The following is a 24,338-nucleotide window of genomic DNA, read 5'->3' as shown; positions in this document are numbered from 1 at the left end:
GGGATAGGCGGGCTTGACCGCGCTGACCTCGTCGAGCCGCCTGATCTGGTCCGCGCTCAGCGTCCAGCCGACGGCGCCGAGATCGCGCGGCTGCGCTTCGTCAACAGCAACATCCCCTTCGGCATGCTGCATGTGATGCCGCTGATCCCGCGTTTCATGGCGCAACATCCCGACGTCAAGCTCGACCTGGTGCTGACCGATACGCTGATCGACCTGATACAGGAGCGGGCCGACGTCGCCATCCGTGTCGGGCCCTTGCGCGCCTCGCGCCTGATCGCGCGCAAGCTCGGCACCAGCCGCATGGTCGTGGTCGGTGCGCCGAATTATCTCGCTCGCTTCGGCACGCCGAAGACAACTGCCGATCTCGCCGATCACCGCCGCATCGGCTGGACCTTTCCGCGCAGCATCCGCGGCTGGCCATTCAAGCGCGGCGACCGCGCAGAGAGCCGAAGCAAACGCGACGAGTCCGCCTTCGCCCTGCGGGCTTCGGCGCGACAGCCTTGCCCAAACTTCGTTTGCGAAGGCTGGCGGAGAGAGTGGGATTCGAACCCACGGTACGGTTTCCCGCACACACGCTTTCCAAGCGTGCGCCTTAAGCCACTCGGCCATCTCTCCGGAGCGCCCTCTCTTGAAGGGGCGGCGGTGATTTTGCAAGGGATCGCGGGGAAATCGGGTGAATTTTCCGTAAGATATTGTTTCCGATAAAGAATATCGGGGTGGCAACAACCTCTGTGGAACCGCCGCGGACTGAACCGGAGGCGGGTTTGGCGCGACGATTCACCTGAGCCCACCAAACACGACCGGGGACGCCATGACCATCCGCAAGACCATCGCCGCGCTGGGCCTGATTTCGGCCCTCGGCTCCGCCTTCGCCATGCCGGCCGGGGCACAGGTCTGCACCCGGCAAGGCGTCGATGTCAGCTGCGACGACGGACGGCGCGGGGTGCTGTCGGGCGATGCCATCCTCTGGCCGGACGGGACCCGCTCGAGCTCGACGCCGCATCAGAGCGTCATCATCGGCAACAAGAGCTCGATCCATGTCGGGCCCGGCGTGTACGTCGGCCGGGGCAAGGGCGTGGTACCGATGGACGATCCCAACGCGCCGAACAAGCGGCGGTGCGCGATCCTGGAGGGCGTGTCGTATTGTTATTGAGGCGTCGTTTTTCACCTCGCCCCCTTGCGGGGAAAAGGTCGGATCGCCCCCGGCGATGCGAAGCATCGTCCGGCGCGATTGGAGTGAGGGGGTACAGGCCCCTCTTCCCGTAAGAACGGGGGAAGGGAGAAGAACTAGATCAACCGCACGCCCGATATCGCCGACTTCAGCCAGCGCAGCGCTTGCGGCGGTTGGGCGGCGAGCGGGGCGACCGCGGCCTTCTGCGTGCGGCACTTTTCCAGTTCAGTGACGAAATCGGCCGACCATTGCTGGATGGTGTGGCCGCGCAGCTTCTTCATCATCGCGTCCCAGCGCATCTTGCGCTCAGTGAGCGGCATCGAGGCTGCGATCGCGATCGCGCGCGCCATGCCGTCGATGTCGTGCGGATTGACCTGCAGCGCGGCATCGAGCTCGTTGGCGGCGCCCGCAAATTTCGACAACACGAGCACGCCGGGATCCGACGGATTTTGGGCTGCGACATATTCCTTGGCAACCAGGTTCATGCCGTCATGCAGCGGCGTCACCACGCCGACCTGCGCGGTGCGGTAGAGGCCCGCAAGGACGGCCTGGCTGAAGCCTTTGTTCAAGTAGCGGATCGGCGTCCAGTCGACCTCGCCGTGGCGGCCGTTGACGTCGGTGACGAGGCGCGCGACCTCGTTCTGGAGATTGCCATAGGCCTCGATCGCGCCGCGCGAGGGATTGGCGATCTGAAGCAGCGAGATGCTGCGCAAGAACTGCGGCTGCTCGGTCCAGAGCCGGTCGAACGCGCTGATGCGGTTGACGAGACCCTTGGAATAGTCGAGCCGATCGACGCCGATCGCGAGACGCTCACCATTCAGGCTGCGGCGCAGTCGCGACACGTCCGGATGCGACGCCGACTTGGCCGCATAGGCTGCGAATTTCTCCGCATCGATTCCGATGGGGAAGACTTCGCAGCGCGTGCGACCATGCTGCGAGATCACGATGCCGTCTTCGACGGCGAGGCCAAGCTCGCCGCCGACATAACCGAGAAAATTCTGCCGATCCTCGTCGGTCTGGAAGCCGAGCAGATCATAGGCCAGCATCGCCGTGATCAGCTCGCGATGATTGGGAACGCCCTGCATCACCGCGGCCACCGGCCACGGCGTATGCAGGAAGAAGCCGATCGGATCGTCGACGCCGAGTTCGCGCAGCTCCGCACCGAGCGCGAGGAAATGATAGTCCTGCACCCAGAACGCCGTCCGGGTCTTGCGGAAACGCATCAAGGCGCGCGCCATGAAGGCGTTGACCTCGCGATAGCTGACATAATCCTCGCGTGAGACGCGAATCAGATCGCTGCGCGAATGCAGGGCCGGCCACAGCGCCGAATTGGCAAAACCTTCGTAATAGCCGCCGTAATGCGCCGCCGGCAGATCCAGCGTTGCGATCGCGCCCGTACCCAGTGCTTCGATCTCGGCAAACGGTTCCTTCTGATGGCCGTCCCGCACACGGCCTGAAGACCCTACCCAAATGGCTCCCGAATGCTCGACGACCGGCAACAACGCCGCAGCAAGGCCGCCCGTCATGGGCTCGTTCGGCTTGCCGCGGGCAACGCGATTCGAAACGACGACTAAGTTCACAGGTCGTCCCCTCCTGTTCATTCCACCCCGTTTAACTGCCGTTCATCAATATGGTTCCTGTCATGATTTCTTCGGATTGAAACCAAAATCAGGCATGCGCGTTGGAACAGGTTTCTCCGGCGGAACCCGAAATTTCACTGCAAAGACAGCATTCGCGGGCGCCTCGCGCAGCAGGCACTGCGCAGCGCGCTGGTGCCTTGCCGATAGCATTGTGTCTGTGACGTGGCGGTGCCTTCGTTTCACCTCGGATCGAGCAGGCGCGCCAGGAACATGCGCACATCAGCGGGCGCATCGAAGTGACCGTTCACGCCCATGGCGCGGCGGCCGACCGAGAAAGCGAGCCCGTCCATGTCGGGCATGATCGCGAACACCGTCTCATCGGTGACGTCGTCGCCGATGAACAGCGGCCGGCGCCCCCTGAAAGGTTCATGTTTCATCAATTCGCGCACGCCGCTCGCCTTGGTGAATCCGGAATGCTTGATCTCGCAGACGAACTTGCCCGGCAGCACCTCGATGGGCGCGCTGGGCAGGTCGGCGCGGATCAACGAGACGGCTTCGTAGATCGCCTTTTCCGCATGCGGCGCGAGCCGGTAATGCAGCGCCAGCGAATAGCCCTTGTCCTCGAGCAGAATGCCGGGCGAAAGCTTCGCGATCGCGGCGAGGCGCCGCTTCAGCTCCTTGTCCAGAGGCGGCGCGTGCACGTCGTCCGCTTCATTGTCCACCGACAACCGCATCTCCGCGCCGTGGCCTGCGACGGCGCGAAAGACGTCGGGTGCGAAGATCAGGTCGATGTCGTTCAGCGAGCGGCCGCTGACCAGCGCCAGCGCTCCGGAAGTGCGTTGCACCAGCTGGTTGAGCGTCTCCGACAGGCCGGGCGGCACCCACACCTCGCGCGGCGTCGGCATCAGGTCGAGCAGCGTGCCGTCGATGTCGAGCAGGATCGCGGTCTCGTCGAGATGCGGGACGAGCGCATGCGGCACCGGCACGGCATCCGGCTTCTCGTTGTCGTCGCGCACAGCGCGTTCGTCGACCATCGACATGTCCGCAAGTTCCGGTTTCATCAGTCTACTCCATAAAGGCGAGCGGCCGTGCGATTTGTTCGAGCGACTTTCGTTCCGCGGAGACGGCATAGCGCCACGCCACGATCGCGGCCGCAATCATCAGGAAGGCACCCAGCAGATAGCCGGCGAACACGCTGGTGCGTGATCCCGTGTCGATCAGCGCGCCGAACAATGCCGGCCCAATCACACCGCCGATGCCGGTGCCCACGGCATAGAACACCGCGATCGCCAGTGCGCGTACCTCGAGCGGGAAGGTCTCGCTGACGGTGAGATAGGCCGCGCTCGCGGCGGGCGAGGCGAAGAAGAAGATCACCATCCAGGCAATGGTCTGTCCCTGCGCGCTGAGCGCGCCGATCGTAAACAGATAGCCCGAGAGCGCCAGCAAAAGGCCCGAGATGCCATAGGTGAACATGATCATGGTTCGCCGTCCGAGCGTGTCGAACAGACGGCCGAGCAGCAGCGGGCCAAGGAAATTACCGGCGGCAAAGGGCAGCAGGTACCAGCCGACGTGATCGGCGCTGATGCCGTAGAAATCGGTCAGCACCAGCGCGAAGGTAAAGAAGATGGCGTTGTAGAAGAACGCCTGCGCACTCATCAGCACGAGGCCGACGAGCGCGCGCTGGCGATAGGTGGAGAACAGCGTGTGCATGACTTCGCGGATCGGCGTGTGATCGCGCATCTTCAGCCGGATCTTCGTGAAGCGCCCCTTGCCCGCATCCTGATCATGCCCGATCACCGAGCGCTCGATATCCTCGACGATGGCATGGGCCTGGTCCGGCCGCCCGTGGATCATCAGCCAGCGCGGGCTCTCGGGAATCCACATCCGCATCAGGAGCACGACGAGGCCGATGGCGGCGCCGATGAGATAGGCGAGCCGCCAGCCGAGATCGGGGCCCATCAATGCGGGGTCGAGCAGCACAATGGCCGCCACCGCGCCCATCGCGGCGCCGATCCAGAAGCTGCCGTTGATGACGAGATCGGTCCAGCCGCGATAGCGCGCGGGCACCAGCTCCTGGATGGTCGAGTTGATCGCGGTGTATTCGCCGCCGATGCCGGCGCCGGTGAGGAAGCGAAACAGCGCGTAGCTAGCGATATCCCAGGACAACGCGGTCGCGGCGGTCGCCGAGAGATAGAGCGCTAGCGTGATGAAGAACAGCTTCTTGCGGCCGATGCGGTCGGTGAGCCAGCCGAAACCGAGCGCACCGAGCACGGCGCCGGCGAGATAGGCGGAGTTGGCGATGCCGAGATCGAGATTGGAGAGGTGCAGGGTAGGACTCTGCTTCAGCGCGCCGGAGAGCGCCCCGGCAAGCGTGACCTCGAGCCCATCCAGGATCCAGGTGATGCCGAGGGCCAGGACGACGCGGGTGTGAAAGCCGCTCCACGGCAACGCGTCGAGACGCGAGGGAATGCTGGTCTCGACGATGCGATCGGCCGCGACCGCCACGGAGACGGCAGGTCCGTAGTTCAGCGCTGGGGTTTGCTGCAATTCCATCGTTGGATCTGACAAGGAAGGGGCCCCCGTTCAGATGACGTGGACGGGCCGATCCGATCATCGGGGTGCGGCATCTCGCCTGCCACCTGCGACAACGCCCGCGGCGATGTCAGGTTCCCGCAGGAACAGTCCCACCGGCCGCCCGTTTGCGACGGAGCCGCAAGGAGTTGACGCATGGCTCATGTCAGAAAGACGACACATTCGCGAAAGAGCGGCGCGCACAAGACTGCACGCCGAAAGATCCGCGCGAGGCGCAGCACCGCGCGCAGGAGCACGAAGCGCGCGACGCCGAAGCGCTGGTCACAGCGCGTCACGAGGGAAAGCGACGCGCTCGATCTCGAACAAGGCGTGTTCAAGCTGACGAGTGCGAAAAAGATCGCGGCGTCACTGAAGCGCTCGGCCGGGCACGGCTCGCGCCGCAAGACCGGCGCGTACCGCTCGGCGCTATCGATGCTGACCTTCTACATCAACCGTGCCGGCAAGACGCTGCCGAAGACCCAGCGCTCGCGGCTCGAGCGCGCGAAGGTGGAGCTGAAGCTGGCGTTCGGGAGGGCGTGAGACTTTCCGCGCTTTACTCCGCCGTCGTCCCGGATCATCGCGCGCTTGGGGGGCTTGTCCAGGACGACAGCGGAGTGTGAGGCGACGGCGTGGACTTCAGAAGCAGCGCGCTTAGGCCGCGCGAATATTCCCCATGAAGCGGTCGAGCTCGGCGCGCAGGCGGGTGCTTTCGCTGGACAGCGTCTTGGCCGAGTTCAGCACCTCCTCCGAGGCCGAGCCGGTCTCGGCGGCGCCGCGGTTGACCTGGCCGATGTCGGTGGCCGCGGTCTGGGTGCCCTGCGCGACGGTCTGGACGCTCCTGGCGATCTCCTGGGTGGCGGCGCCCTGCTGCTCGACTGCGCTCGCGATCGAGGTCGAGATCGACGAGATCTGGCCGATGGTCGCGCCGATCTCCTTGATCGCCGCGACCGATTCGGCGGTGGCGCCCTGCATGCCGGCGATGTGCGAGGAGATCTCGTCGGTGGCCTTGGCGGTCTGGCTTGCCAGCGACTTCACCTCGCTCGCAACCACCGCAAAGCCGCGACCGGCATCACCGGCGCGTGCCGCCTCGATGGTGGCGTTCAGCGCCAGCAGGTTGGTCTGCTCGGCGATTGCCGTGATCAGCTTGACCACTTCGCCGATCTGCTGGGCGGCATGCGACAGCTTGCCGATGCGGCTGTCGGTCTCTCTGGCCTGCACCACGGCGGCTTCGGCGATGCGGCTGGAATCGCGCACCTGGCGGCCGATCTCCTCGACCGAGGCCGAGAGCTCTTCGGTTGCGGTTGCGACCGACTGCATGTTGGAGGAAGCCTGCTCGGACACGCCGGCGACCTGGCTCGACAGGCTCTGCGTGGTCTCGGCGGTGCGGGTCAGCGTCGAGGCCGCCGATTCCAGCTGCACGGCCGAGGCCGAGACGTTGGAGACGATGGCGCCGACGGCGCTCTCGAAATCGTCGGCAAAGCGGATCAGCTCGGCGCGGCGGCTGGCGGCCTGCTCCCGGTTCTGGACCTCGCTGGCGGCCGCATCGCGCTCGGCCTTGGCGACCGCCTGAACCTTGAATTCCTCCACCGCGCCGGCCATCTCGCCGATCTCGTCCTTGCGCCCCAAGCCGGGCAGCACGACGTCGAAATTGCCCGAGGCCAGCTCGCGCATCGCCTTGCACATCGCGATCATCGGACGCGAGATGCCGGTACCGAGCAGGAAGGCGAGGATCGCACCTAGCAGCGTGCCGCCGATGGCCAGCATCAGCACCAGCTGCTCGGTCTTCCCGATGGTCGCTTCCGATTCGGAATCCAGCCGCTGCTGCTCGGCGACGAGGTCCGCCTTCATGGCGGTCGCGCCTTGCAGGATCGCTCCGGCCGAGCCACTCATCTCCGCGACGAGCTCATCGACCATCTTGGCGTTGGCGATCAGCTTCTCCAGCGCTTCGCGATAAGCCACAAGGATGGACTTGGCGTCCTTCAGGCCGGCGACGATCTTGTCGTCCATGGAATAGACCGCGCCGAGCGAGTTCTCGACGAATTTCAGCCGCGCCAGCGCGCTGGTGGCGATCGTCTGGTCGGACGTCAGTACGAAATTGGTCGCGGCCGCACTCGCGGTCTGGAACTGGGCGTTGACCTGCTTGGTGCCGAACTCGATCGACTGCGCCTCGGAATCGGAGGCATTGTTGCCGATATCGTCGAGCTTGTATTTCAGGAGATTGGCCTGGCGCGTCAGCTGATTCTGAACCAGCAGCGCGCTGTCGCGCTTGGCCTGCAGCACCTTGGCGAAGGTCGCGGAGAAGTTGGAGAACTCCTTGGCGAGCTTGCCCAGGCTCTCCTGCCGCGCCGGCTTCTTGGCACCCTTGACGGCCTGGTCGATGGCGCTCCTCAGGCTGGCCTCGGCATCGAGCGCCGCCTTGGCGTCGTCTTCCTTGCCGGTGACGACGAAATATTTGACGGCCGAACGATAGGCGAGGAGCTCGCGGTCGATATTGCGGGCGAGGTCCGCTTCGGACACGCTGGTGCGGTAGGATCCGACCCCGGACGACACCCGCTCGAAGCCGAAATAGGCAAAGGCCATGCTGCCGGCCGAAATCACCAGCACGGCGGCAAAGCCGAGAATGATTTTCGCGCGGAACCTGAGGGTCGGAAATAGTGCACGCTTCGACGGCGACGCGGTACGCCCGGACATTCCCAACCCCCACCTTATGTTCTGCAACCATTCTGCGGCCCGGAAGCAGCCCTCTCCGAACCGTGGGGAAAATTAAGGCAGAAACGTCAAGGGGTGGTAAATCCATCCGGTCGTCCGCACGCTTGTCCGACCTTGCAAGACCGGGCGCCGTGTTGCGGCTCACCGGAAAACGCCTTACTCTCGAATACTTATCAGGCACTTGGCGTTAGACCGAGCTGGTCCTCGAGGGAGAAACGGAGTGGGGCAAACCGATTTTCGGTTTGGCGGTGCGTCTGGCGTTGCCGTGGCCAAGTCGAAGGCTGCGAGCGTCGATGAAGCCGTGGCCGAACTGGCGGCCCAGCTTCCCTCCGACGGGCTGGCGCTGATCCTGGTGTTCCTCTCCCCCAGCTACGACCCCCATGACTTCATCGCCGAGATCACCCGGCAGTTCGACGAGACCCAGGTCTGCGGTTGTACCACCGCGGGCGAGCTTGCCCCTGATGGCTGGGACGAGAACAGCGTGGTGGCGATGGCGTTCAGCCGTACCGACTTCTCCGCCGCGGTGCGGCCGATTTTCAACCTCGACAGCTTCCGCGTCGAGGACGGCCGCAGGATCGGCGGCGAGCTCCGGCACGAGCTGTTGCGGGCCACCCCGCAGGTCGACCGTGGCAACCCCTTCGGCCTCGTCCTGATCGACGGCCTGTGCCGCCGGGAAGAGGCGGTGATGTCCGCGCTCTATGCCTCGCTCGACGACATCCCGGTCGTCGGCGGGTCCGCAGGCGACGGGATGCGCTTCGAGAAGACCTGGGTGTTCTTTGACGGCAAGGCGCACACCAACGCCGCCCTGCTGATCCTGCTGAACACATCGTTGCCGTTCCGCGTGTTCAAGTGCGACAATTTCGAGCCGCGGGCGCAGAAGATGGTCGTGACCGAGGCCGACATCGAAAATCGAATGGTCAGGGAGCTGAACGCGGAGCCTGCCGCACTGGAATATTCGCGTGTGGTCGGCATCATGGACGCCAAGCTCGATCCGTTCTCCTTTGCCTCGCATCCGGTGCTGGTGCGTGTCGGCGGCTCCTATTACGCGCGATCGATCCAGCGCGTCGGGCCGGACGGCTCGCTGCATTTCTTCTGCGCCATCGACGAGGGCATGGTGCTGACGGCCGCGACGTCGCGAAGCCTGGTCGGGGCGACCCGCGAGACCTTTGCCGACATCCGCGACCAGATCGGAGAGGTCTCGCTCTATATCGGTTTCGAGTGCCTGCTCCGCCGGCTCGACGCCGAGCAGCATCAGCTCACCCGCGACATGTCCGAATTGTACCGGCAGAACCGGGTCGTCGGCTTTCACACCTATGGCGAGCAGTTCGGCTCCATGCATGTGAACCAGACCTTCACGGGCGTGGCGATCGGAAGGCGCCCGTCGTGACCGACATGCTGCAGGGCCCCGACGCGGTCGACCAGCTGCGGCGCGAGGCCGCCAAGCTGAGGAAGATCAATGCCGCGCTGATGTCGCGCGTCGAGCGCTCGATGGACCAGCAGCTCAACGCCTTCTCGCTGTTCGAAACCGCCATTGCGCTCGACCACAAGGTCCGCGACCGGACGCACCAGTTGCGCGAGGCGCTGCATTCGGTCGAGCGCGCCAACGAGGGACTCTACCGCGCCAAGCAGCAGGCCGAAGCCGCAAGCTCGCTGAAATCCTCCGTGCTGATCTCGGTCACCCACGACCTGCTGCAGCCGCTCAACGCAGCGCGCCTGACCCTGTCCGCGCTGACCGAGATGATGGAGTCGCAGGAGGCGGGCCTGCTCATCGACCAGGTCGACCGCTCGCTGCTGATGCTGGAGGACCTGCTGCGGTCGCTGCTGGAGATCGCCAAGCTCGACGCCGGCGCGCTCAAGCCCGACGTGCGCGCGATCGCGCTGGCGCCGCTGTTCGAGCAGCTCCGCACCGAGTTCGAGCCGATCGCGGCGCGGCAAGGCCTGTCCTTGCGCATCCGCAGCTCACAGCTGGCGGTGATGTCGGATGCGATGATGCTGCGGCGGATCCTGCAGAACCTGCTTGCCAATGCCATCCGCTATACAAGCAGCGGGGGCGTCGTCATGGGATGCCGGCCGCGGGGCGACCATATCTCCGTCCAGGTCTCCGACACCGGACCGGGAATTGCACGGGCACAGCAGGAGGCGATCTTCCGCGAATTCCAGCGCGGCGAGGCCAGCGCGACCGACCAGGCCGGCTTTGGGCTCGGCCTCTCCATCGTCCGCCGTTTCGCGACCGTGCTCGGGCACGAGGTGCGGCTGTCGTCGCAGCTCGGCAGGGGATCAACCTTCACCCTGGAGCTGGAGCCGGCCGACCTCACTCAAGTCGGCGACGAGGTGCATGAGGTCAAGCTCGCCGAGCGGCATTACAACTATAGCGGGCTCGAAGGCGCCAAGATCCTGCTGATCGAGAACGATCCGAACGGCTCGGAGGCGATGGCCGCACTGCTGGAGGGGTGGGGCTGCGACGTCGCGACCACGCGATCGGGCGCGGACGCGCTCGTGCGCCTGAACGAGCTCGGCGGCGCGCCCGATGCCGTGATTGCCGACCTCCATCTCGATCACGGCGAGAGTGGCCTGTCGGCCATCGCCGATGTGCGCCAGCACTTGAAGCTCGACACCCCCGCCATGATCATCACCGCCGATTATTCCGAAAAGGCGGCCAAGGAAGCGAGCCTCCACGGCCTCGAGGTGCTGAAGAAGCCGATCAAGCCGGCCGAGATGCGGGCGCTGCTGTCCTTCCTGCTGAGCTAGCAAGGCCCCCGAAACAACCCCATGCACAGTACCGGTAATATCTTACATGCGATCAAGCCGATGATTTGAATCCAAGATCATCGATCGTGCGGGCCCGGTCTGCGAGGCAAGTCAGAAAACGATCACGTCACTGCTGGTCCGGCTGCGCGCGCTCGCGCCTGGTGCTCTCGGCTGCCAGCGTCGCGAAATCGATCCGGGACATTTCAACGATCGCCTTGGTGCGGCTCAGCACGTTGAGCTTGCGCAGGATGTCGGAGACGTGGACCTTCACGGTGGTCTCGGAAATCTTCAGCTCATAGGCGATCTGCTTGTTCTGCAGACCCCGCTTGACCATCTCGAGCACGCGCAATTGCTGCGGCGTCAGATCGTGCAAACGCTTCAACAGATCCTGCGCGGGGCCGGCAGCACGTTGCGGGCGCACAAGCCCGCGATAGGCGGCGGGGACACTGACGGCGCCGCGCAGCACCTCGCCGATCGACTGCGCCAGATCCTGCTTGGACGACGATTTGAGGATGTAGCCGGAGACGCCGAGCGACAAGGCGCCCGACATGATCTGCGGATCCTGGTGTCCGGATACGACGACGACGGGGATCCTGGGAAACGCCTTGCGGATGCGGATGATGCCGGAAAGCCCTGTGGTGCCCGGCATCGACAGATCGAGCAGGATGAGATCGAGCTCGGTGCTCGCCGCGACCTGCTCGAGCGCACCGTCGATCGACGTCGCCTGAAGGATCTCGGCCGCGGGCGCCACCATCTGGAGCGCGCCCTCGAGGGCCTCGCGAAACAGCGGATGATCTTCGACAATCAGAAATCGCATCACGCGTGAGCCATTCCCTGATTATTGCCGGGTTGGACGTCGAAACGAGAATGTCCCAGTCCGGTCAGACCGACTTGATCCAGGTCAAGCACGACATCGCGCGTCATTGCGCCCGCCCGCGGTCGGCCCGCGCATGGGGCCGGCCCTTTGGATCCGGCAAGTCCATCTTGCCGACCTCGATGATCGCCTTGTTGCGGCTGAACAGACCGAGCTTGCGCAGGATCTCGGTGATGTGCGCCTTCACCGTGGATTCGGCCAGCTGAAGCTCCTGGGCGATCTGGCGGTTCGGATAGCCGCGCCGCAAGAGATCGAGCACGCGAAGCTGCTGCGGCGTGAGATCGCGCAGCTTGACCTCGAGCGCCTTGCTGGCCTCGGCCCGCCGCCGCGGCGTCGCCACGAAATCCTTCGGCACCGACACCGATCCCTTCAGCACGCCCTCGATCGATTGCGCCAGCTCGCGCTTCGACATCGACTTCGGCAGATAGCCGGCGGCCCCCAGCTCCAGCGCTTCGCGCACGACGCGCTGGTCCTCGTCGCTCGATACGATGGCGACAGGCAGGCGCGGATAGGCCTCGCGCAAACGCAAAAAGCCGGAGAAGCCGGTCGAATCCGGCAGCAGGAGGTCGAGCAGCGCGAGGTCGATGCCCTCGCCCTGCTCGGCCGTCAGAATATGAAGGGCATCCTCGATCGACATCGCCTCGAAGATCCGCGCCTCCGGCAAGGCGAGACGCACCGCATTGCCGAGGGCCTCGCGAAACAGCGGATGATCGTCGATGATCAGGAAGCTGGTCATGGCGCCTTCACAGGACTGCACCGCTGAATGCTGCACCGTACAGGGATCCGCCGCCGTAGCGGAAGAGGCGGAACCATGCGGCACCCGTCCGGCACCGGGATGGTGCCGGACGGACGCTAGCACATCCTCCCGATCAGGTTCGGTCAAGATCGTTCAGTCGTTCGATTCGGACTGGACCGTCAGCAGGAAGGCATAGATGCTGTCGAACTGGTCGTCGGTGTAGACCTCCTTCCAGGCCGGCATGCCCTTGGTCGGCCGTCCCTCATGCACGGTCGTCCAGAACTTCTCGCGCATCTCGTCCCCGTAGCGGTGACGCAGCAGCCGCAGATCGATCTTCCGCTCGCTCTGGATCGCGTCGGGACCGTGGCAATGCGCACAGGTTCCGTTGAAGATCTCCTTGCCCGCGCCGACGGCGTCTGCGCCTGGCGCTGCCGCATCGCCCTTCGTCTCGGTCGCCACCACATTGGCGACCTGCGCCACGCGAGCTCCCGTTCCCGTCCCCGTCGTCGTTCCCGCCGGCACCGCGCCAAAGCGAACCGGCGCGCCGGTCGGCAGGCCGTATTTCTCCGCGAGCTCGCCGATCGTGCTCTGCAGCTGCGGCAATACGGCATCGACGCGATCGCGCAGCTCGGTCGAGGTCTTCGCAAAGCCGATGGCGGCGTCCCACGACAGGCCTTCACCTTCGGTGAGTTCGATCTGATAGCGGCCGTTATAGGCGGTCTTGTTCAGCCAGCCGGCGACCGGGCCCCAGATGAAGGCGACGTCGGCCCTGCCCTGGTCGAGCGCCTGCATGCCTTCCTCCGGCGACAGCACCGTCACCTTCTGGACGTCGTCGCGGCTCGCGAGCAGGTTTTGCGGCGTGCTGGCGAACTGCACGGCAACACGTTTGCCCCGAAGGCCGTCGATGCCGCCGCGTGCCTGGCCCTTGGCGGCGACGAGCGCATAGCCCTCCTTCACGAAGGTGTTTGAGAAGATCACGGCCGGTCCCATGAAATCCTCGGAGCGCGGCAGACCGATCATGGCGTCGCATTGCTTGCCGAGCAGCGTGACGCGCACGGTGCGCTTGCCGAAATAGGATTTGTACCAGTCGTAAGAGATCGGCCGGCCGAGCGCCTGCGCCAGGGCCTGCCCGATCTCGACATAGAAGCCCGGCTGCGACGGACTATCGCTCGAGAATGGAAGATTGGTCGGATCGGCGCAGAGACGGAACGGCTGCGCCTCGTCGGCGTGCAGCGGCGAGGCCGGAACGATCAGCGCCGCGACGGCACATGCGAGCAAGGCTGAGATGGAGCGATGTCGGCTCGCACCGATGGCAGAATGATTGGCACGCATCCTCGTCTCCCATGACGTTGTAGGGCCGGAGTTCGTTGAGCCAGGCGCTGCGGCATAAGGCATCGGCCGATGCCGCAACTTAAATCTGGAAAAAGCGCGCGCGTATCCCGTCACCTCGAGAGGATACGCGCGCGAGTGGTCACTGGACGGAGAACACGAAGAGCGAACCGCCCTCGGGAGCTGCGGCCGTCATCTTCTTTCCTACCTCGCCCAGGAACGCAGGCAGCGCAGCCGTGCGGCCGACGACGATGGCGACATATTGCTTGCCGTCGACCTGGTAGGTCACCGGACCCGCGCCGATGCCGGAGCCGAGATTCTTGCTCCACAGCACCTTGCCGGACTTCGCATCGATGGCACGGAAGTCGCCATGGATGTTGCCGGCAAACACGAGACCGCCGCCGGTGGTCAGCGTGCCGCCGTTGAACGGCAGGTCTTCCTTGATCGACCAGACCTTCTTCTGCGCGACCGGATCCCAGGCCACGAGCTCGCCGAGGAAGCCGCCGGGGCCTTCCTTGGTCGGGAATTCGGCGCCGAGATAGAACACGCCGCGCTTGTAGGCGACGTCGGAGACGGACCAGTCCATGCAGACATTGTTGGACGGGATGTAGACGAGGCCGGTCTGCGGATTGAACGACATCGGCTGCCAGTTCTTGCCGCCGATCAGGTTCGGGCAGATGTCCTTGGCGGGATGATTCGGCCCTGGACGCTTGTCGGGATCCTCGACCGCGCGCATCGTGGCGACGTCCCACTTCTTGGCCCAATTGGAGAAAACGTATTTCTCCGCCGACAACACCTTGCCGGTCTCGCGATTGGCGACGAAGAAATAGCCGTTGCGATCCGCCTTCATCAGGGCCGGCACGGTGCTGCCGCCGATCTTCAGATCCGCGAGCACGGCTTCGTTGACGCCGTCATAGTCCCAGGCATCGGCCGGCGTGGTCTGGATGTGCCACTTGATCTTGCCGGTGTTGGGATCGAACGCCACCGTCGAGGCGGTGTAGAGGTTGGTCAGCTTGCCGAAATTGCCGTCGCCGGTCGAGCGCACCGCGGTGTTCCACGGACCAGGATTGCTGGTGCCCCAATAGACCGTGTCACTCTTCGGATCGTAGGAGCCGACCAGCCAGGCCGCGCCGCCACCGTGCTGGGCGGAATCGCCCTTCCAGGAGTCGCCACCGGGCTCGTCCGGGGAAGGAACGGTGAAGGTCTGCCACACCTGCTTGCCGGTGTTGATGTCGAAGGCCTGCAGCGAGCCGCGCACGCCGTATTCGCCGCCGCCGAAACCGGTGATGACCTTGTCGCGCACGACGAGCGGCGGCGAGGTGATGACCGAACCCTGCTTGTAGTCGACCACCTTCGTCGTCCACAACGCCTTGCCGGTCGTGGCATCGAGTGCCGTCAGCTTGCCGTCGAGACGGCCGACGAAGATCTTGCCGTCGGCATAGGTGACGCCGCGATTGTTCACGTCGCAGCAGGCGTATTGCAGCACGTCCTCGGGAATGTCGGGCTCCCAGGTCCATTTGCGTGCGCCGGTGGCCGCATCGAGCGCGTAGACGTATTTCGGGCCCCACGAGCTCGAAACATAGAGCGTGTTGCCGATGACGATCGGCGAGGATTCGTTCGAACGCAGCGATGCCAGCGAGAACGAATAGGCGAGCGTCAGCTTGCCCGCGTTCTCGGTGTTGATCTGCTTCAGCGGGCTGAAGCGCGTGTTGCCGTAGTCGTGGCCGGCGACCGCCCACTGGTTCGAATCGGATTGCGCCTTGAGCACGGTCTCGTTGGCGCGCGTGCCGGATGTAGCGGCGGCCAGCATCGCAACCATCGAGATGCCGGCCAAGAAGCCCTTCGTTCCAAAGGTCATGTATTCCCTCCGCGATGTTGTTGTGAACGCCTCGTTGGACGCCTGAGCGCGCTGCGCTCGTGATGCGCAGTTCGCCTGCGAGCCATCGTTCGAAATTACAGCATCGGCTTTTCGCGCTTAGTATAGGCGGAAGGTAGTAGTGCAGATCACCGGCGACGTGCGCCGCTCATCTCGTTGGCCTGCTTGCGTCTTTGCCTGGATTTACAGTGCAAAACGCACCAAGCGGTGTGGGGACGACGACATCGCCTCACACTCGGTCGTCGTTCCGGACGGGCGAACGAAGTGAGCGCTGATCCCGGACGACGGGTGAGTTTGTGGCGATCTTGCATCGTCGCGTGCAGCGATGCTGCACGTCGGTCACGATGATGGCGCTACCAGTCCTGCAAAACTTTCGAAGAAGTTCGCGGCAAGTTTTCGCGAAGTCGAGTCGATCAAGCGCGAGCCGAGCTGCGCGAGCTTGCCGCCGATCTGCGCGTCGGCCTCGTAATGCAGGATGGTCACGTCAGGCGATTCTTCTTCCAGCCTCACCTTCGCGCCGCCCTTGGCAAAGCCGGCGACGCCGCCGGCGCCTTCGCCGACGATGCGGTAGCCGTTGGGCGCATCGATGTCGGTCAACGTCACCTTGCCGCTGAACGTCGCCTTCACCGGGCCCACCTTCAGCACCACGGTTGCCGTCATCTCCGTCGGCGATGCCATCTCGAGCGATTGGCAGCCGGGAATGCAGCGCCTGAGAATATCGGGATCGTTGAGCGCGTCCCACACTTTGGCCTTCGACGCCGGGATCCGCTGACTGTCGTTCATCTGCATCGCTTCCACCCCTTTTGACCGTTGCTTGTACGGCTCGACTAGGAGGATGCCCGGCTGCGATCAATCGCCAGGAAGTACTAGGAGGTCGTGCGGCTTGCGGGCGGCCTCGTTCGGGCGCAGCTTCGCTGCATCGCAGCGAACAAAATCAACGACTTAGCTCGCCTCAGCCTACTACCAAGATCGCGATTACAAGGGCGTGAGCGCGTGCTCCTATTCCTGGCAAGGAACAAGGCATCAAAGGGAGAAACGACGCGCGAGGCGCGACGTCCAGCGCTCAAGGCCAAGGGCTTCGCGCGGTAGCGGCTGGACGCAGGTCGCAGCTGACGACGTGGACACCGTTTTCGCTGAGCTCATTGCAAGGTCGCGCCATGCGCTGGTGGCGGCACGAGATGTCGCGACCGAATCGTGCATCTGTGGCGACCACCACGATGACCTTTCCATGACGCGCGGTCGGCAAAATCCCAGTTGCAAAGTTCCGTTCGCGCTGTCTCTAATTGGAATAACTACAAACATTCGGGAGGAGTACGCCGTGTCTACAGTCAAACTGACGGTCAACGGCAAGGCCGTTGCCGTCGACGTCGAGGACCGCACGCTGCTGGTCCACGTTCTGCGCGATCACCTCAACCTCACCGGAACCCATGTCGGCTGCGACACCAGCCAGTGCGGCGCCTGTGTCGTGCACATGGACGGCCGCGCGGTGAAGTCCTGCACCTTGCTGGCGGGCCAGGCCGACGGTGCCAACGTCACCACGATCGAGGGCATCGCCAAGGGCGACGAACTGCACCCGATGCAGGCCGCCTTCCGCGACAATCACGGCCTGCAGTGCGGCTATTGCACCCCGGGCATGATCATGTCGGCGATCGACATCGTGCAGCGTCATGGCGGCCAGCTCGACGAGGCCACCGTGCGAAGCGAGCTCGAGGGCAATATCTGCCGCTGCACCGGCTACCACAACATCGTCAAGGCCGTGCTGGATGCGGCCGGGCGCATGAAGGTCTCGCAGGCGGCCGAGTAAGGCCGCCCGCCTCGAACAAAGAACCACCGCTGCTGCTTTCGAAGGAAGGCGCAGTCGAAACAATTTCCGGTCGGGAGGACCAGACATGGGTGTTGAAGGCATCGGCGCGCGCGTCGTGCGCAAGGAAGACAAGCGTTTCATCACCGGCAAGGGCCGGTACGTGGACGACATCAAATTGCCGGGCATGACCCATGCCCATTTCATCCGCAGCCCGCATGCACATGCCAGGGTGAAGGGGATCGACTCCTCCGCCGCGCTGAAGATGCCGGGCGTGGTCGCGGTGCTCACCGGCCAGCAGCTGGTCGACGACAAGGTCGGCAACCTGATCTGCGGCTGGGCCATCACCTCCAAGGACGGCAGCCCGATGAAGATGGGCGCATGGCCGGCGATGGCGCCGGAGACGGTGCGCTTCGTCGGCCAGGCCGTCGCCGTCGTGATCGCCGACAGCAAGAACCTCGCGCGTGACGCGGCGGAAGCCGTCGTCGTGGACTACGAAGAGCTCCCGGCGGTCGCCGACATGCAAGCCGCGATCAAGGCCGGCGCGCCGCAGCTTCATCCCGAGGCTCCCGGCAACCAGGTCTATGACTGGGTGATCGGCGACGAGGGCGCGGTGAGCGCCGCCTTCTCCAAGGCTGCCAATGTCGTGAAGCTCGACGTCACCAACAACCGCCTCGCGCCCAACGCGATGGAGCCGCGCGCGGCGATTGCCGACTACGACGCGGCGGAAGAGCATTTCACGCTCTACACGACGTCGCAGAACCCCCACGTCGCCCGCCTCGTGCTGTCGGCGTTCTACAACATCGCCCCCGAGCACAAGCTGCGCGTGATCGCGCCCGACGTCGGCGGCGGCTTCGGCTCGAAGATCTTCATCTATCCCGAGGAGATGGTGGCGCTGTGGGCCTCGAAGAAGGTCGGCCGTCCCGTGAAATGGACCGGCGACCGCACCGAAGCCTTCCTCACCGACGCGCATGGCCGCGACCATGTCACCCATGCCGAGATGGCGTTCGACGCCAACAACAAGATCATCGGCCTGAAGGTAAAGACCTACGCCAATTTCGGCGCCTACATGTCGCTGTTCTCCTCGTCGGTGCCGACCTATCTGTACGCGACGCTGCTGTCGGGCCAGTACAACATTCCGGCGATCCATGCCGAGGTGATCGGCGTCTACACCAACACCACGCCCGTCGATGCCTATCGCGGCGCGGGCCGGCCCGAGGCGAGCTACCTGCTCGAACGTCTGATGGAGACGGCGGCGCGGCAGCTGAACGTCGATCCGGCCGCACTGCGCCGGAACAACTTCATCACCCAGTTCCCGCACCAGACGCCGGTGATCATGGCCTACGACACCGGCGACTTCAACGCCTCGCTCGATGCCGCGATGAAGGCGATCGACTATGCCGGCTTCGCCGCCCGCAAGGCCAAGGCCAAAGCCGACGGCAAGCTGCGCGGCATCGGCGTGTCCTGCTACATCGAGGCCTGCGGTATCGCGCCGTCGAAGGCGGTCGGCAGCCTGGGTGCGGGCGTCGGCCTGTGGGAGTCCGCAGAAGTGCGCGTCAACCCGGTCGGTACCATCGAGATCCTCACCGGTTCGCACAGCCACGGCCAGGGCCACGAGACGACGTTCTGCCAGCTCGTCGCCGATCGCCTGGGTGTGCCCATCAGCCAGGTCTCGATCGTGCATGGCGACACCGACAAGGTGCAGTTCGGCATGGGCACCTACGGCTCGCGCTCGGCGGCCGTCGGCCTCACCGCGATCCTGAAAGCGATGGAGAAGGTCGAGTCCAAGGCCAGGAAGATCGCCGCGCATGCGCTGGAGGCGTCGGAAGCCGACATCGTCATCGAGAACGGCGAGTTCAAGGTGACCGGCACCGACAAGGCGATCGCCTTCCCGATGGTCGCACTCGCAGCCTATACTGCGCATAATCTGCCTGACGGGATGGAGCCTGGCCTGAAGGAAAGCGCCTTCTACGACCCGACCAACTTCACCTTCCCGGCCGGCGCCTATATCTGCGAGCTCGAGGTCGACCCTGGTACGGGCAAGACCACCTTCGTCAACTTCGTCGCGGCCGACGATTTCGGCCGGCTGATCAATCCGATGATCGTCGAGGGCCAGGTCCATGGCGGCCTTGCGCAAGGCATCGGGCAGGCGCTGCTGGAGCATGCCATCTACGACTCCAACGGCCAGCCGGTGACGGCCTCGTTCATGGACTATTCCATGCCGCGCGCCGACGATCTGCCCTCGTTCAATCTCTCCCACACCACGACGCTGTGCCCGGGCAATCCGCTGGGCATCAAGGGTTGCGGTGAGGCAGGCGCGATCGGGGCGTCAGCGGCCGTGATCAACGCGATCACGGATGCGATCGGCAAGAACAATCTGGAAATGCCCGCAACCCCTGACCGGGTGTGGCGCACGATCCACGCGGCTTGAAGAGGAGGACCGAAGATGTACCAGACCACCTATCATCGCGCCTCCTCGGTCGACGAGGCCGCCACCCTGTTCGGCAAGAGCAGCGAGGCCAAATTCCTTGCCGGCGGGCAGACATTGCTGCCGGTGATGAAGCAGCGCCTCGCAGGTCCCACAGACGTCATCGACCTTGGCAGGATCAAGGACATGATCGGCGTCGAGGCATCCGGCGACACGCTGACGATCAAGGCGGCCACGCCGCATTACGATGTGGCGACCAGCGAGGCCGCGAAGAAGGCGATTCCCGCGCTCGCCTATCTGGCCTCGCTGATCGGCGATCCCGCCGTGCGCTATCGCGGCACGATCGGCGGCTCGATCGCCAACAACGATCCCGCCGCGGATTATCCGGCCGGGCTGCTCGCCCTCGGCGCCACCGTGAAGACCAACAAGCGGTCGATCGCGGCGGACGATTTCTTCAAGGGCCTGTTCACCACCGCGCTCGAAGACGGCGAGATCATCACCGCCGTGTCGTTCCCGGTTCCGGCGAAGGCGGGCTACGCCAAGATGCGGCATCCGGCCTCGCGCTTCGCGCTCACCGCCGTGTTCGTCGCGCAGACGAAGTCCGGCGAGATTCGCGTCGCCGCAACCGGGGCGTCGCAGAGCGGGGTGATGCGGGTTGGCGCCATCGAGGCTGCGCTGAAGGCGAACTGGTCGCCGTCAGCGATCGACAGCGTCAACATTCCCGCGAGCGGACTTCTGTCCGACATCCACGGCACGTCGGAGTACCGCGCCAACCTCGTCAAGGTGATGGCGCAGCGCGCGGTGGCTGCTGCGGGCTGAGCATGATCCGGAAAAGTGCGAAGCTTTTTTCCGGCAAGATCATGCGCGAATAGAGCGCTCCAGCGTCTCGACACAAATTTTCCGCGGCGCGCACTCCCGTGCGCGCTGCTTTATTTTGACCATGCGGCATGAAAACCGCTTGCCTCGCTGGCGGGAAGGCGAGAAAAGTTAATCAGCCGATTAACTCGCCCCCAAGAGCAACGCGAGGCGCCTGACGGAACACCGGCACCTGCCCGCGACCCGAGGAAACAACAACGTGCTCGATAAATCAGCCCCCACTTCGTCCGTCCGCACCTCCGGTCCGCTCTCGGGCTTCCGCATCGTCGAATTCGCCGGCATCGGCCCCGGCCCGTTCGCATGCATGCTGCTGGCCGACATGGGCGCGGACGTCGTCACGCTCGACCGTGTCGGTGCGAGGAAGAGCATGAAGTCGGTGGCCGGCCGCGGCCGCAAGGTGATCGAGCTCGACCTCAAGGACAAGGCGGCGATCGCCGACGTGCTCGAGCTGCTTGCCAGCGCCGATGCGCTGGTCGAAGGTTTTCGTCCCGGCGTGATGGAGCGGCTCGGGCTCGGGCCGGACGTCGTGCTCGCGCGGAATCCAAAGCTCGTCTACGGGCGCATGACCGGCTGGGGCCAGGAAGGCCCGCTCGCGAATGCCGCGGGCCACGACATCAATTACATCTCCATCACCGGCGCGCTCGCCGCGATCGGCACGAAGGAAGCGCCGGTGCCGCCGCTCAATCTGGTCGGTGATTTCGGCGGCGGCGCGCTCTATCTCGTCGTCGGCGTGCTCGCGGCATTGCTGGAAGCGCAGAAATCCGGCAAGGGCCAGGTCGTCGACGCCGCGATGTGCGACGGCGCTGCCTCGCTGATGTCGTTCTTCTTCGACATGACCACGCTGGGACGCTGGACCGAGGGCCGCAACCAGAACTTCCTCGACGGCGGCGCGCATTTCTACGGCGTCTATGAATGCGCCTGCGGGAACTTCGTCTCGATCGGCTCGATCGAGCCGCAGTTCTACGCGCTGCTGCGCGAGCATGCGGGCCTGACGGACGCGGATTTCGACGCGCAGATGGATCGCAAGGCCTGGCCGGCGCTGAGGGAGAAGCTGAAAGCGGTGTTCAAGAGCAAGACCCGCGAGGACTGGTGCAAGATCATGGAAGGCACCGACATCTGTTTCGCGCCGGTGCTGACCATGTCGGAAGCGACGAAGCATCCGCACATGGTCGCCCGCAACGTCTTCGTCGAGCGCCACGGCGTGAAGCAGCCGGCACCGGCGCCGCGCTTCTCGCGCACGCCGTCGGCGGTGCGCGAGCCGGAGGCGGCGGAGATCGCGGCGGTGACGGAGGCGTGGAAGGCGGCGAAGTAGGGATGCTCTCGCCAACATCTCCACTGTCGTCCCGGACAAGCGAGCGGAGCGGAGCGCAGATCCGGGACGACAGCTTTGGATGACGCGCGAGCGTTATCAGGCCGTGCCTACGCCGCGTTCCCCACCTTCAGCACGCCGCGCCGGATCTGGTCTTCCTCGATCGATTCGAACAGGGCCTTGAAATTGCCCTCGCCAAAACCGTCGTCGCCCTTGCGCTGGATGAACTCGAAGAAGATCGGGCCGATCGCATTCGCCGAGAAGATCTGCAGCAGCACCTTGGTCTGGCCGCCGTCGACCACGCCTTCGCCGTCGATCAGGATGCCGTTCTTGTGCAGACGCGCGAGGTCCTCGCCGTGCCCAGGCAGGCGCGTGTCGACCTTCTCGAAATAGGTGTCTGGCGGCGACGGCATGAAGGGCAGGCCGGCCTCGCGCAGGTCCTCGATGGTGTGGTAGATGTCGCGACAGCCGCAGGCGATGTGCTGGATGCCCTCGCCACGATAGGTCTTCAGATATTCCTCGATCTGTCCGGAATCGCCGGCGTCCTCGTTGATCGGAATCCGGATCTTCCCGTCCGGGCTGGTCAGTGCGCGCGAGAACAGGCCGGAGGCGCGGCCCTCGATGTCGAAGAAGCGGATCTGGCGGAAGTTGAACAGCTTCTCGTAGAAGCCGGCCCAGACATCCATGCGGCCGCGATGGACGTTGTGGGTGAGGTGGTCGAGATAGAACAGGCCGGCGCCAACGGGGCGCGGATCGCGCGCGCCCAGCCATTCGAACTCGGCATCATAGGCCGAGCCCTTGGCGCCGTAGCGGTCGACCAGATAGAGCAGGCTGCCGCCGATGCCCTTGATCGCGGGCACGTCGAGCGTCTTCTGCGCCGATGACACATCGGCAGGCTCGGCGCCGAGAGCGATCGCGCGGTCGTAGGCGGCCTTGGCATCGACGACGCGAAACGCCATCGACGGCGCGCAGGGGCCGTGGGCGGCGACGAATTCATAACCGTGGGTGCCGGGCTCCTCGTTGACGAGGGAGTTGATGTCGCCCTGGCGATAGACCGTGATCTTCTTTGTCCTGTGCCGCGCGACGGGCGTATAGCCCATCAGCTTGAAGAGCGCGTGCAGCTCGCCCGGATCGGGATGCGCGTATTCGACGAACTCGAAGCCGTCGGTGCCCATCGGATTGTCGGCGCTGATCGTGGCCGGCGGTGCATCGTGCGGAAACGGACCCATGCTGCTCTCCCAGATTGCTGCAGGGAGGAATTATCCTTCGTCTGGGACGCAAGGAGCGTGCAAACGGCACGTGATTTGGCTAGTATGTGCACGATCCGTGCATGCAATGGACAAAACACGCATGATCTCCGTGGACGCGTTCGACCTCAAGATCCTGACCGCTCTGCAGGACGACGGCCGCCTCACCAACCAGGAGCTCGCCGAGCTCGCGGGCCTGTCGGCCTCGCAATGCTCGCGGCGGCGGATGCGGCTGGAGGAGGAGAAGGTGATCTCGGGCTATCACGCCGATCTCTCCAGCGAGGCGCTCGGCTTCGGCGTGATCGCCTTCATCCAGGTGGGGCTCGCGACCCACTCGCCGGACAATTCCAAGCGTTTTCGCGCGCTGGTGAACCGGATCGACGAGATCCAGGAAGCCTATTCGCTGACGGGCGATGCCGACTACGTGCTCAAGGCCGTGCTGCGCGATCTCAAGGGGCTCTCCAACCTCGTCAACGACGTGCTGATGCCGCACCAGAGCGTGGCGCATGTGCGCTCCTCGATCGTGCTCGACAGGTTGAAGGAAAGCGCCAAGCTGCCGCTGAGGGATTCAAAGCCTGGCTGAAATCGAGGGAACTAGGGCATTCGCGCTGCGCGCACGGTCTGCGATGATCGCGGCCATCTTGCGGAGATTAACCATGGCCCTGCAGCTGCGACCGAATTGCGAATATTGCGACCGCGATCTGCCGCCGAACGCGACGGATGCGCGGATCTGCTCCTACGAATGCACGTTCTGTGCGGATTGCGTCGAGACGAAGCTCTTCAACGTCTGCCCGAACTGCGGCGGCGGCTTCGCCCCGCGCCCGATCAGGCCGACGCAGGAATGGCGGCCGGGCGTGTGCACGACGAAGCAGGCGCCGTCGGACAAGCGGGTGCATCTGAAGTACAGCCTTGAGGACGTCGCTGCGCATTGCGCACGGGTGCGCGACGTGCCCCCGGAGAAGCGGTAGGCTCTCTCCACGTCATTGCGAGGAGCCCTTGCGACGAAGCAATCCAGACTGCCGCCGCGGAAAGACTTGGGATTGCTTCGCTGCGCTCGCAATGACGCAGAATGAGGACGGAGCC

General features: G+C 64.8%; 20 protein-coding genes, 1 tRNA gene and 1 pseudogene. 11 read left to right on the top strand and 11 right to left on the bottom strand.

Going from position 1 to position 24,338, the window contains the following annotated elements:
- Positions 1 to 123: 123 nt before the first annotated feature.
- A pseudogene (locus ACNJYB_RS02420) lies at positions 124 to 351 on the top strand (LysR substrate-binding domain-containing protein); the annotation flags it as partial.
- 174 nt (positions 352 to 525) lie between these two features.
- Here the strand turns inward: ACNJYB_RS02420 and ACNJYB_RS02415 are convergent.
- Positions 526 to 615: transfer RNA gene (locus ACNJYB_RS02415), tRNA-Ser, on the bottom strand.
- Between the two features lie 196 nt (positions 616 to 811).
- Between ACNJYB_RS02415 and ACNJYB_RS02410 the strand changes: the two genes are divergently transcribed.
- A complete protein-coding gene (locus ACNJYB_RS02410; protein WP_439372532.1) occupies positions 812 to 1,153 on the top strand; it encodes a hypothetical protein in 342 nt (113 codons plus the stop codon).
- 134 nt (positions 1,154 to 1,287) lie between these two features.
- Here the strand turns inward: ACNJYB_RS02410 and ACNJYB_RS02405 are convergent, their stop codons facing one another.
- From ACNJYB_RS02405 to ACNJYB_RS02395, 3 genes are all read right to left on the bottom strand, one after another.
- Positions 1,288 to 2,751: a trehalose-6-phosphate synthase gene (locus tag ACNJYB_RS02405; RefSeq protein ID WP_439372531.1), complete on the bottom strand. Its 1,464-nt coding sequence runs from the start codon at positions 2,749 to 2,751 to the stop codon at positions 1,288 to 1,290.
- A gap of 239 nt (positions 2,752 to 2,990) precedes the next feature.
- A complete protein-coding gene (otsB, locus tag ACNJYB_RS02400) occupies positions 2,991 to 3,812 on the bottom strand; it encodes a trehalose-phosphatase (RefSeq protein ID WP_439372530.1) in 822 nt (273 codons plus the stop codon).
- A 4-nt stretch (positions 3,813 to 3,816) separates the two neighbouring features.
- Positions 3,817 to 5,304 (bottom strand): MFS transporter, encoded by a 1,488-nt coding sequence (locus ACNJYB_RS02395; RefSeq protein ID WP_439372529.1) that lies wholly within the window; start codon positions 5,302 to 5,304, stop codon positions 3,817 to 3,819.
- A gap of 174 nt (positions 5,305 to 5,478) precedes the next feature.
- On the opposite strand from ACNJYB_RS02395, the gene ACNJYB_RS02390 reads away from it, so the two are divergent.
- Positions 5,479 to 5,862: a DUF3175 domain-containing protein gene (locus tag ACNJYB_RS02390; RefSeq protein ID WP_439372528.1), complete on the top strand. Its 384-nt coding sequence runs from the start codon at positions 5,479 to 5,481 to the stop codon at positions 5,860 to 5,862.
- Positions 5,863 to 5,973: 111 nt separating this feature from the next.
- Here the strand turns inward: ACNJYB_RS02390 and ACNJYB_RS02385 are convergent, their stop codons facing one another.
- Positions 5,974 to 8,013, bottom strand: a complete 2,040-nt coding sequence (locus ACNJYB_RS02385; protein ID WP_439372527.1) for a methyl-accepting chemotaxis protein — start codon at positions 8,011 to 8,013, stop codon at positions 5,974 to 5,976.
- A gap of 238 nt (positions 8,014 to 8,251) precedes the next feature.
- On the opposite strand from ACNJYB_RS02385, the gene ACNJYB_RS02380 reads away from it, so the two are divergent.
- Together ACNJYB_RS02380 and ACNJYB_RS02375 are read left to right on the top strand one after the other, a co-directional pair.
- Positions 8,252 to 9,418: an FIST N-terminal domain-containing protein gene (locus tag ACNJYB_RS02380; RefSeq protein WP_439372526.1), complete on the top strand. Its 1,167-nt coding sequence runs from the start codon at positions 8,252 to 8,254 to the stop codon at positions 9,416 to 9,418.
- A 5-nt stretch (positions 9,419 to 9,423) separates the two neighbouring features.
- The gene (locus tag ACNJYB_RS02375; protein ID WP_439375779.1) at positions 9,424 to 10,779 is read left to right on the top strand and encodes a hybrid sensor histidine kinase/response regulator; all 1,356 of its coding nucleotides are present in this window, start codon (positions 9,424 to 9,426) and stop codon (positions 10,777 to 10,779) included.
- Between the two features lie 127 nt (positions 10,780 to 10,906).
- Here the strand turns inward: ACNJYB_RS02375 and ACNJYB_RS02370 are convergent, their stop codons facing one another.
- From ACNJYB_RS02370 to ACNJYB_RS02350, 5 genes are all read right to left on the bottom strand, one after another.
- Entirely contained in the window at positions 10,907 to 11,596 is a 690-nt protein-coding gene (locus tag ACNJYB_RS02370; protein ID WP_439372525.1) for a response regulator, read from the bottom strand.
- Positions 11,597 to 11,699: 103 nt separating this feature from the next.
- The gene (locus ACNJYB_RS02365; RefSeq protein WP_439372524.1) at positions 11,700 to 12,389 is read right to left on the bottom strand and encodes a response regulator; all 690 of its coding nucleotides are present in this window, start codon (positions 12,387 to 12,389) and stop codon (positions 11,700 to 11,702) included.
- Between the two features lie 153 nt (positions 12,390 to 12,542).
- Positions 12,543 to 13,721: a c-type cytochrome gene (locus tag ACNJYB_RS02360; protein ID WP_439372523.1), complete on the bottom strand. Its 1,179-nt coding sequence runs from the start codon at positions 13,719 to 13,721 to the stop codon at positions 12,543 to 12,545.
- Positions 13,722 to 13,860: 139 nt separating this feature from the next.
- Positions 13,861 to 15,576 (bottom strand): PQQ-dependent methanol/ethanol family dehydrogenase, encoded by a 1,716-nt coding sequence (locus tag ACNJYB_RS02355; RefSeq protein WP_439372522.1) that lies wholly within the window; start codon positions 15,574 to 15,576, stop codon positions 13,861 to 13,863.
- A gap of 357 nt (positions 15,577 to 15,933) precedes the next feature.
- Positions 15,934 to 16,383, bottom strand: coding sequence for an SRPBCC family protein (locus tag ACNJYB_RS02350; RefSeq protein ID WP_439372521.1), 450 nt, complete (start codon positions 16,381 to 16,383; stop codon positions 15,934 to 15,936).
- A 529-nt stretch (positions 16,384 to 16,912) separates the two neighbouring features.
- Between ACNJYB_RS02350 and ACNJYB_RS02345 the strand changes: the two genes are divergently transcribed.
- The 4 genes from ACNJYB_RS02345 to ACNJYB_RS02330 all read left to right on the top strand — a co-directional run bounded on the left by ACNJYB_RS02345 (position 16,913) and on the right by ACNJYB_RS02330 (position 22,011).
- Positions 16,913 to 17,398, top strand: a complete 486-nt coding sequence (locus tag ACNJYB_RS02345) for a (2Fe-2S)-binding protein (RefSeq protein WP_439372520.1) — start codon at positions 16,913 to 16,915, stop codon at positions 17,396 to 17,398.
- An 85-nt stretch (positions 17,399 to 17,483) separates the two neighbouring features.
- Positions 17,484 to 19,826, top strand: a complete 2,343-nt coding sequence (locus ACNJYB_RS02340; RefSeq protein WP_439372519.1) for a xanthine dehydrogenase family protein molybdopterin-binding subunit — start codon at positions 17,484 to 17,486, stop codon at positions 19,824 to 19,826.
- A 15-nt stretch (positions 19,827 to 19,841) separates the two neighbouring features.
- A complete protein-coding gene (locus ACNJYB_RS02335) occupies positions 19,842 to 20,642 on the top strand; it encodes an FAD binding domain-containing protein (protein ID WP_439372518.1) in 801 nt (266 codons plus the stop codon).
- Between the two features lie 256 nt (positions 20,643 to 20,898).
- Positions 20,899 to 22,011, top strand: a complete 1,113-nt coding sequence (locus ACNJYB_RS02330) for a CaiB/BaiF CoA transferase family protein (protein ID WP_439372517.1) — start codon at positions 20,899 to 20,901, stop codon at positions 22,009 to 22,011.
- Positions 22,012 to 22,118: 107 nt separating this feature from the next.
- Here ACNJYB_RS02330 and hppD read toward each other — a convergent pair whose 3' ends face one another.
- Positions 22,119 to 23,237 carry a 4-hydroxyphenylpyruvate dioxygenase gene (hppD, locus tag ACNJYB_RS02325; RefSeq protein ID WP_439372516.1) on the bottom strand — a complete coding sequence of 373 codons (1,119 nt, stop codon included), beginning with the start codon at positions 23,235 to 23,237 and terminating at the stop codon, positions 22,119 to 22,121.
- A 121-nt stretch (positions 23,238 to 23,358) separates the two neighbouring features.
- Here hppD and ACNJYB_RS02320 point away from each other — a divergent pair, with 121 nt between their 5' ends.
- Together ACNJYB_RS02320 and ACNJYB_RS02315 are read left to right on the top strand one after the other, a co-directional pair.
- Complete coding sequence (locus ACNJYB_RS02320; protein ID WP_439372515.1) at positions 23,359 to 23,838, top strand: Lrp/AsnC family transcriptional regulator; 480 nt, start codon at positions 23,359 to 23,361, stop codon at positions 23,836 to 23,838.
- A 73-nt stretch (positions 23,839 to 23,911) separates the two neighbouring features.
- Entirely contained in the window at positions 23,912 to 24,223 is a 312-nt protein-coding gene (locus ACNJYB_RS02315; RefSeq protein ID WP_439372514.1) for a DUF1272 domain-containing protein, read from the top strand.
- Positions 24,224 to 24,338: the final 115 nt, after the last annotated feature.

The organism is Bradyrhizobium sp. SMVTL-02 (assembly GCF_051853005.1).
In the GTDB taxonomy this organism is placed as follows: domain Bacteria; phylum Pseudomonadota; class Alphaproteobacteria; order Rhizobiales; family Xanthobacteraceae; genus Bradyrhizobium.
The sequence above is the reverse complement of the archived record's forward strand: the minus strand, read 5'-3'. Positions and strand labels throughout refer to the sequence as shown.

Coding starts and splice junctions, on each gene's coding strand:
- ACNJYB_RS02315 (WP_439372514.1), top strand. CDS start 23,912: ATGGCCCTGCAGCTGCGACCGAATTGCGAATATTGCGACCGCGATCTG.
- ACNJYB_RS02360 (WP_439372523.1), bottom strand. CDS start 13,721: ATGCGTGCCAATCATTCTGCCATCGGTGCGAGCCGACATCGCTCCATC.
- otsB (WP_439372530.1), bottom strand. CDS start 3,812: ATGAAACCGGAACTTGCGGACATGTCGATGGTCGACGAACGCGCTGTG.
- ACNJYB_RS02390 (WP_439372528.1), top strand. CDS start 5,479: ATGGCTCATGTCAGAAAGACGACACATTCGCGAAAGAGCGGCGCGCAC.
- ACNJYB_RS02370 (WP_439372525.1), bottom strand. CDS start 11,596: ATGCGATTTCTGATTGTCGAAGATCATCCGCTGTTTCGCGAGGCCCTC.
- ACNJYB_RS02340 (WP_439372519.1), top strand. CDS start 17,484: ATGGGTGTTGAAGGCATCGGCGCGCGCGTCGTGCGCAAGGAAGACAAG.
- ACNJYB_RS02375 (WP_439375779.1), top strand. CDS start 9,424: ATGCTGCAGGGCCCCGACGCGGTCGACCAGCTGCGGCGCGAGGCCGCC.
- ACNJYB_RS02410 (WP_439372532.1), top strand. CDS start 812: ATGACCATCCGCAAGACCATCGCCGCGCTGGGCCTGATTTCGGCCCTC.
- ACNJYB_RS02355 (WP_439372522.1), bottom strand. CDS start 15,576: ATGACCTTTGGAACGAAGGGCTTCTTGGCCGGCATCTCGATGGTTGCG.
- ACNJYB_RS02365 (WP_439372524.1), bottom strand. CDS start 12,389: ATGACCAGCTTCCTGATCATCGACGATCATCCGCTGTTTCGCGAGGCC.
- hppD (WP_439372516.1), bottom strand. CDS start 23,237: ATGGGTCCGTTTCCGCACGATGCACCGCCGGCCACGATCAGCGCCGAC.
- ACNJYB_RS02320 (WP_439372515.1), top strand. CDS start 23,359: ATGATCTCCGTGGACGCGTTCGACCTCAAGATCCTGACCGCTCTGCAG.
- ACNJYB_RS02395 (WP_439372529.1), bottom strand. CDS start 5,304: ATGGAATTGCAGCAAACCCCAGCGCTGAACTACGGACCTGCCGTCTCC.
- ACNJYB_RS02335 (WP_439372518.1), top strand. CDS start 19,842: ATGTACCAGACCACCTATCATCGCGCCTCCTCGGTCGACGAGGCCGCC.
- ACNJYB_RS02385 (WP_439372527.1), bottom strand. CDS start 8,013: ATGTCCGGGCGTACCGCGTCGCCGTCGAAGCGTGCACTATTTCCGACC.
- ACNJYB_RS02350 (WP_439372521.1), bottom strand. CDS start 16,383: ATGCAGATGAACGACAGTCAGCGGATCCCGGCGTCGAAGGCCAAAGTG.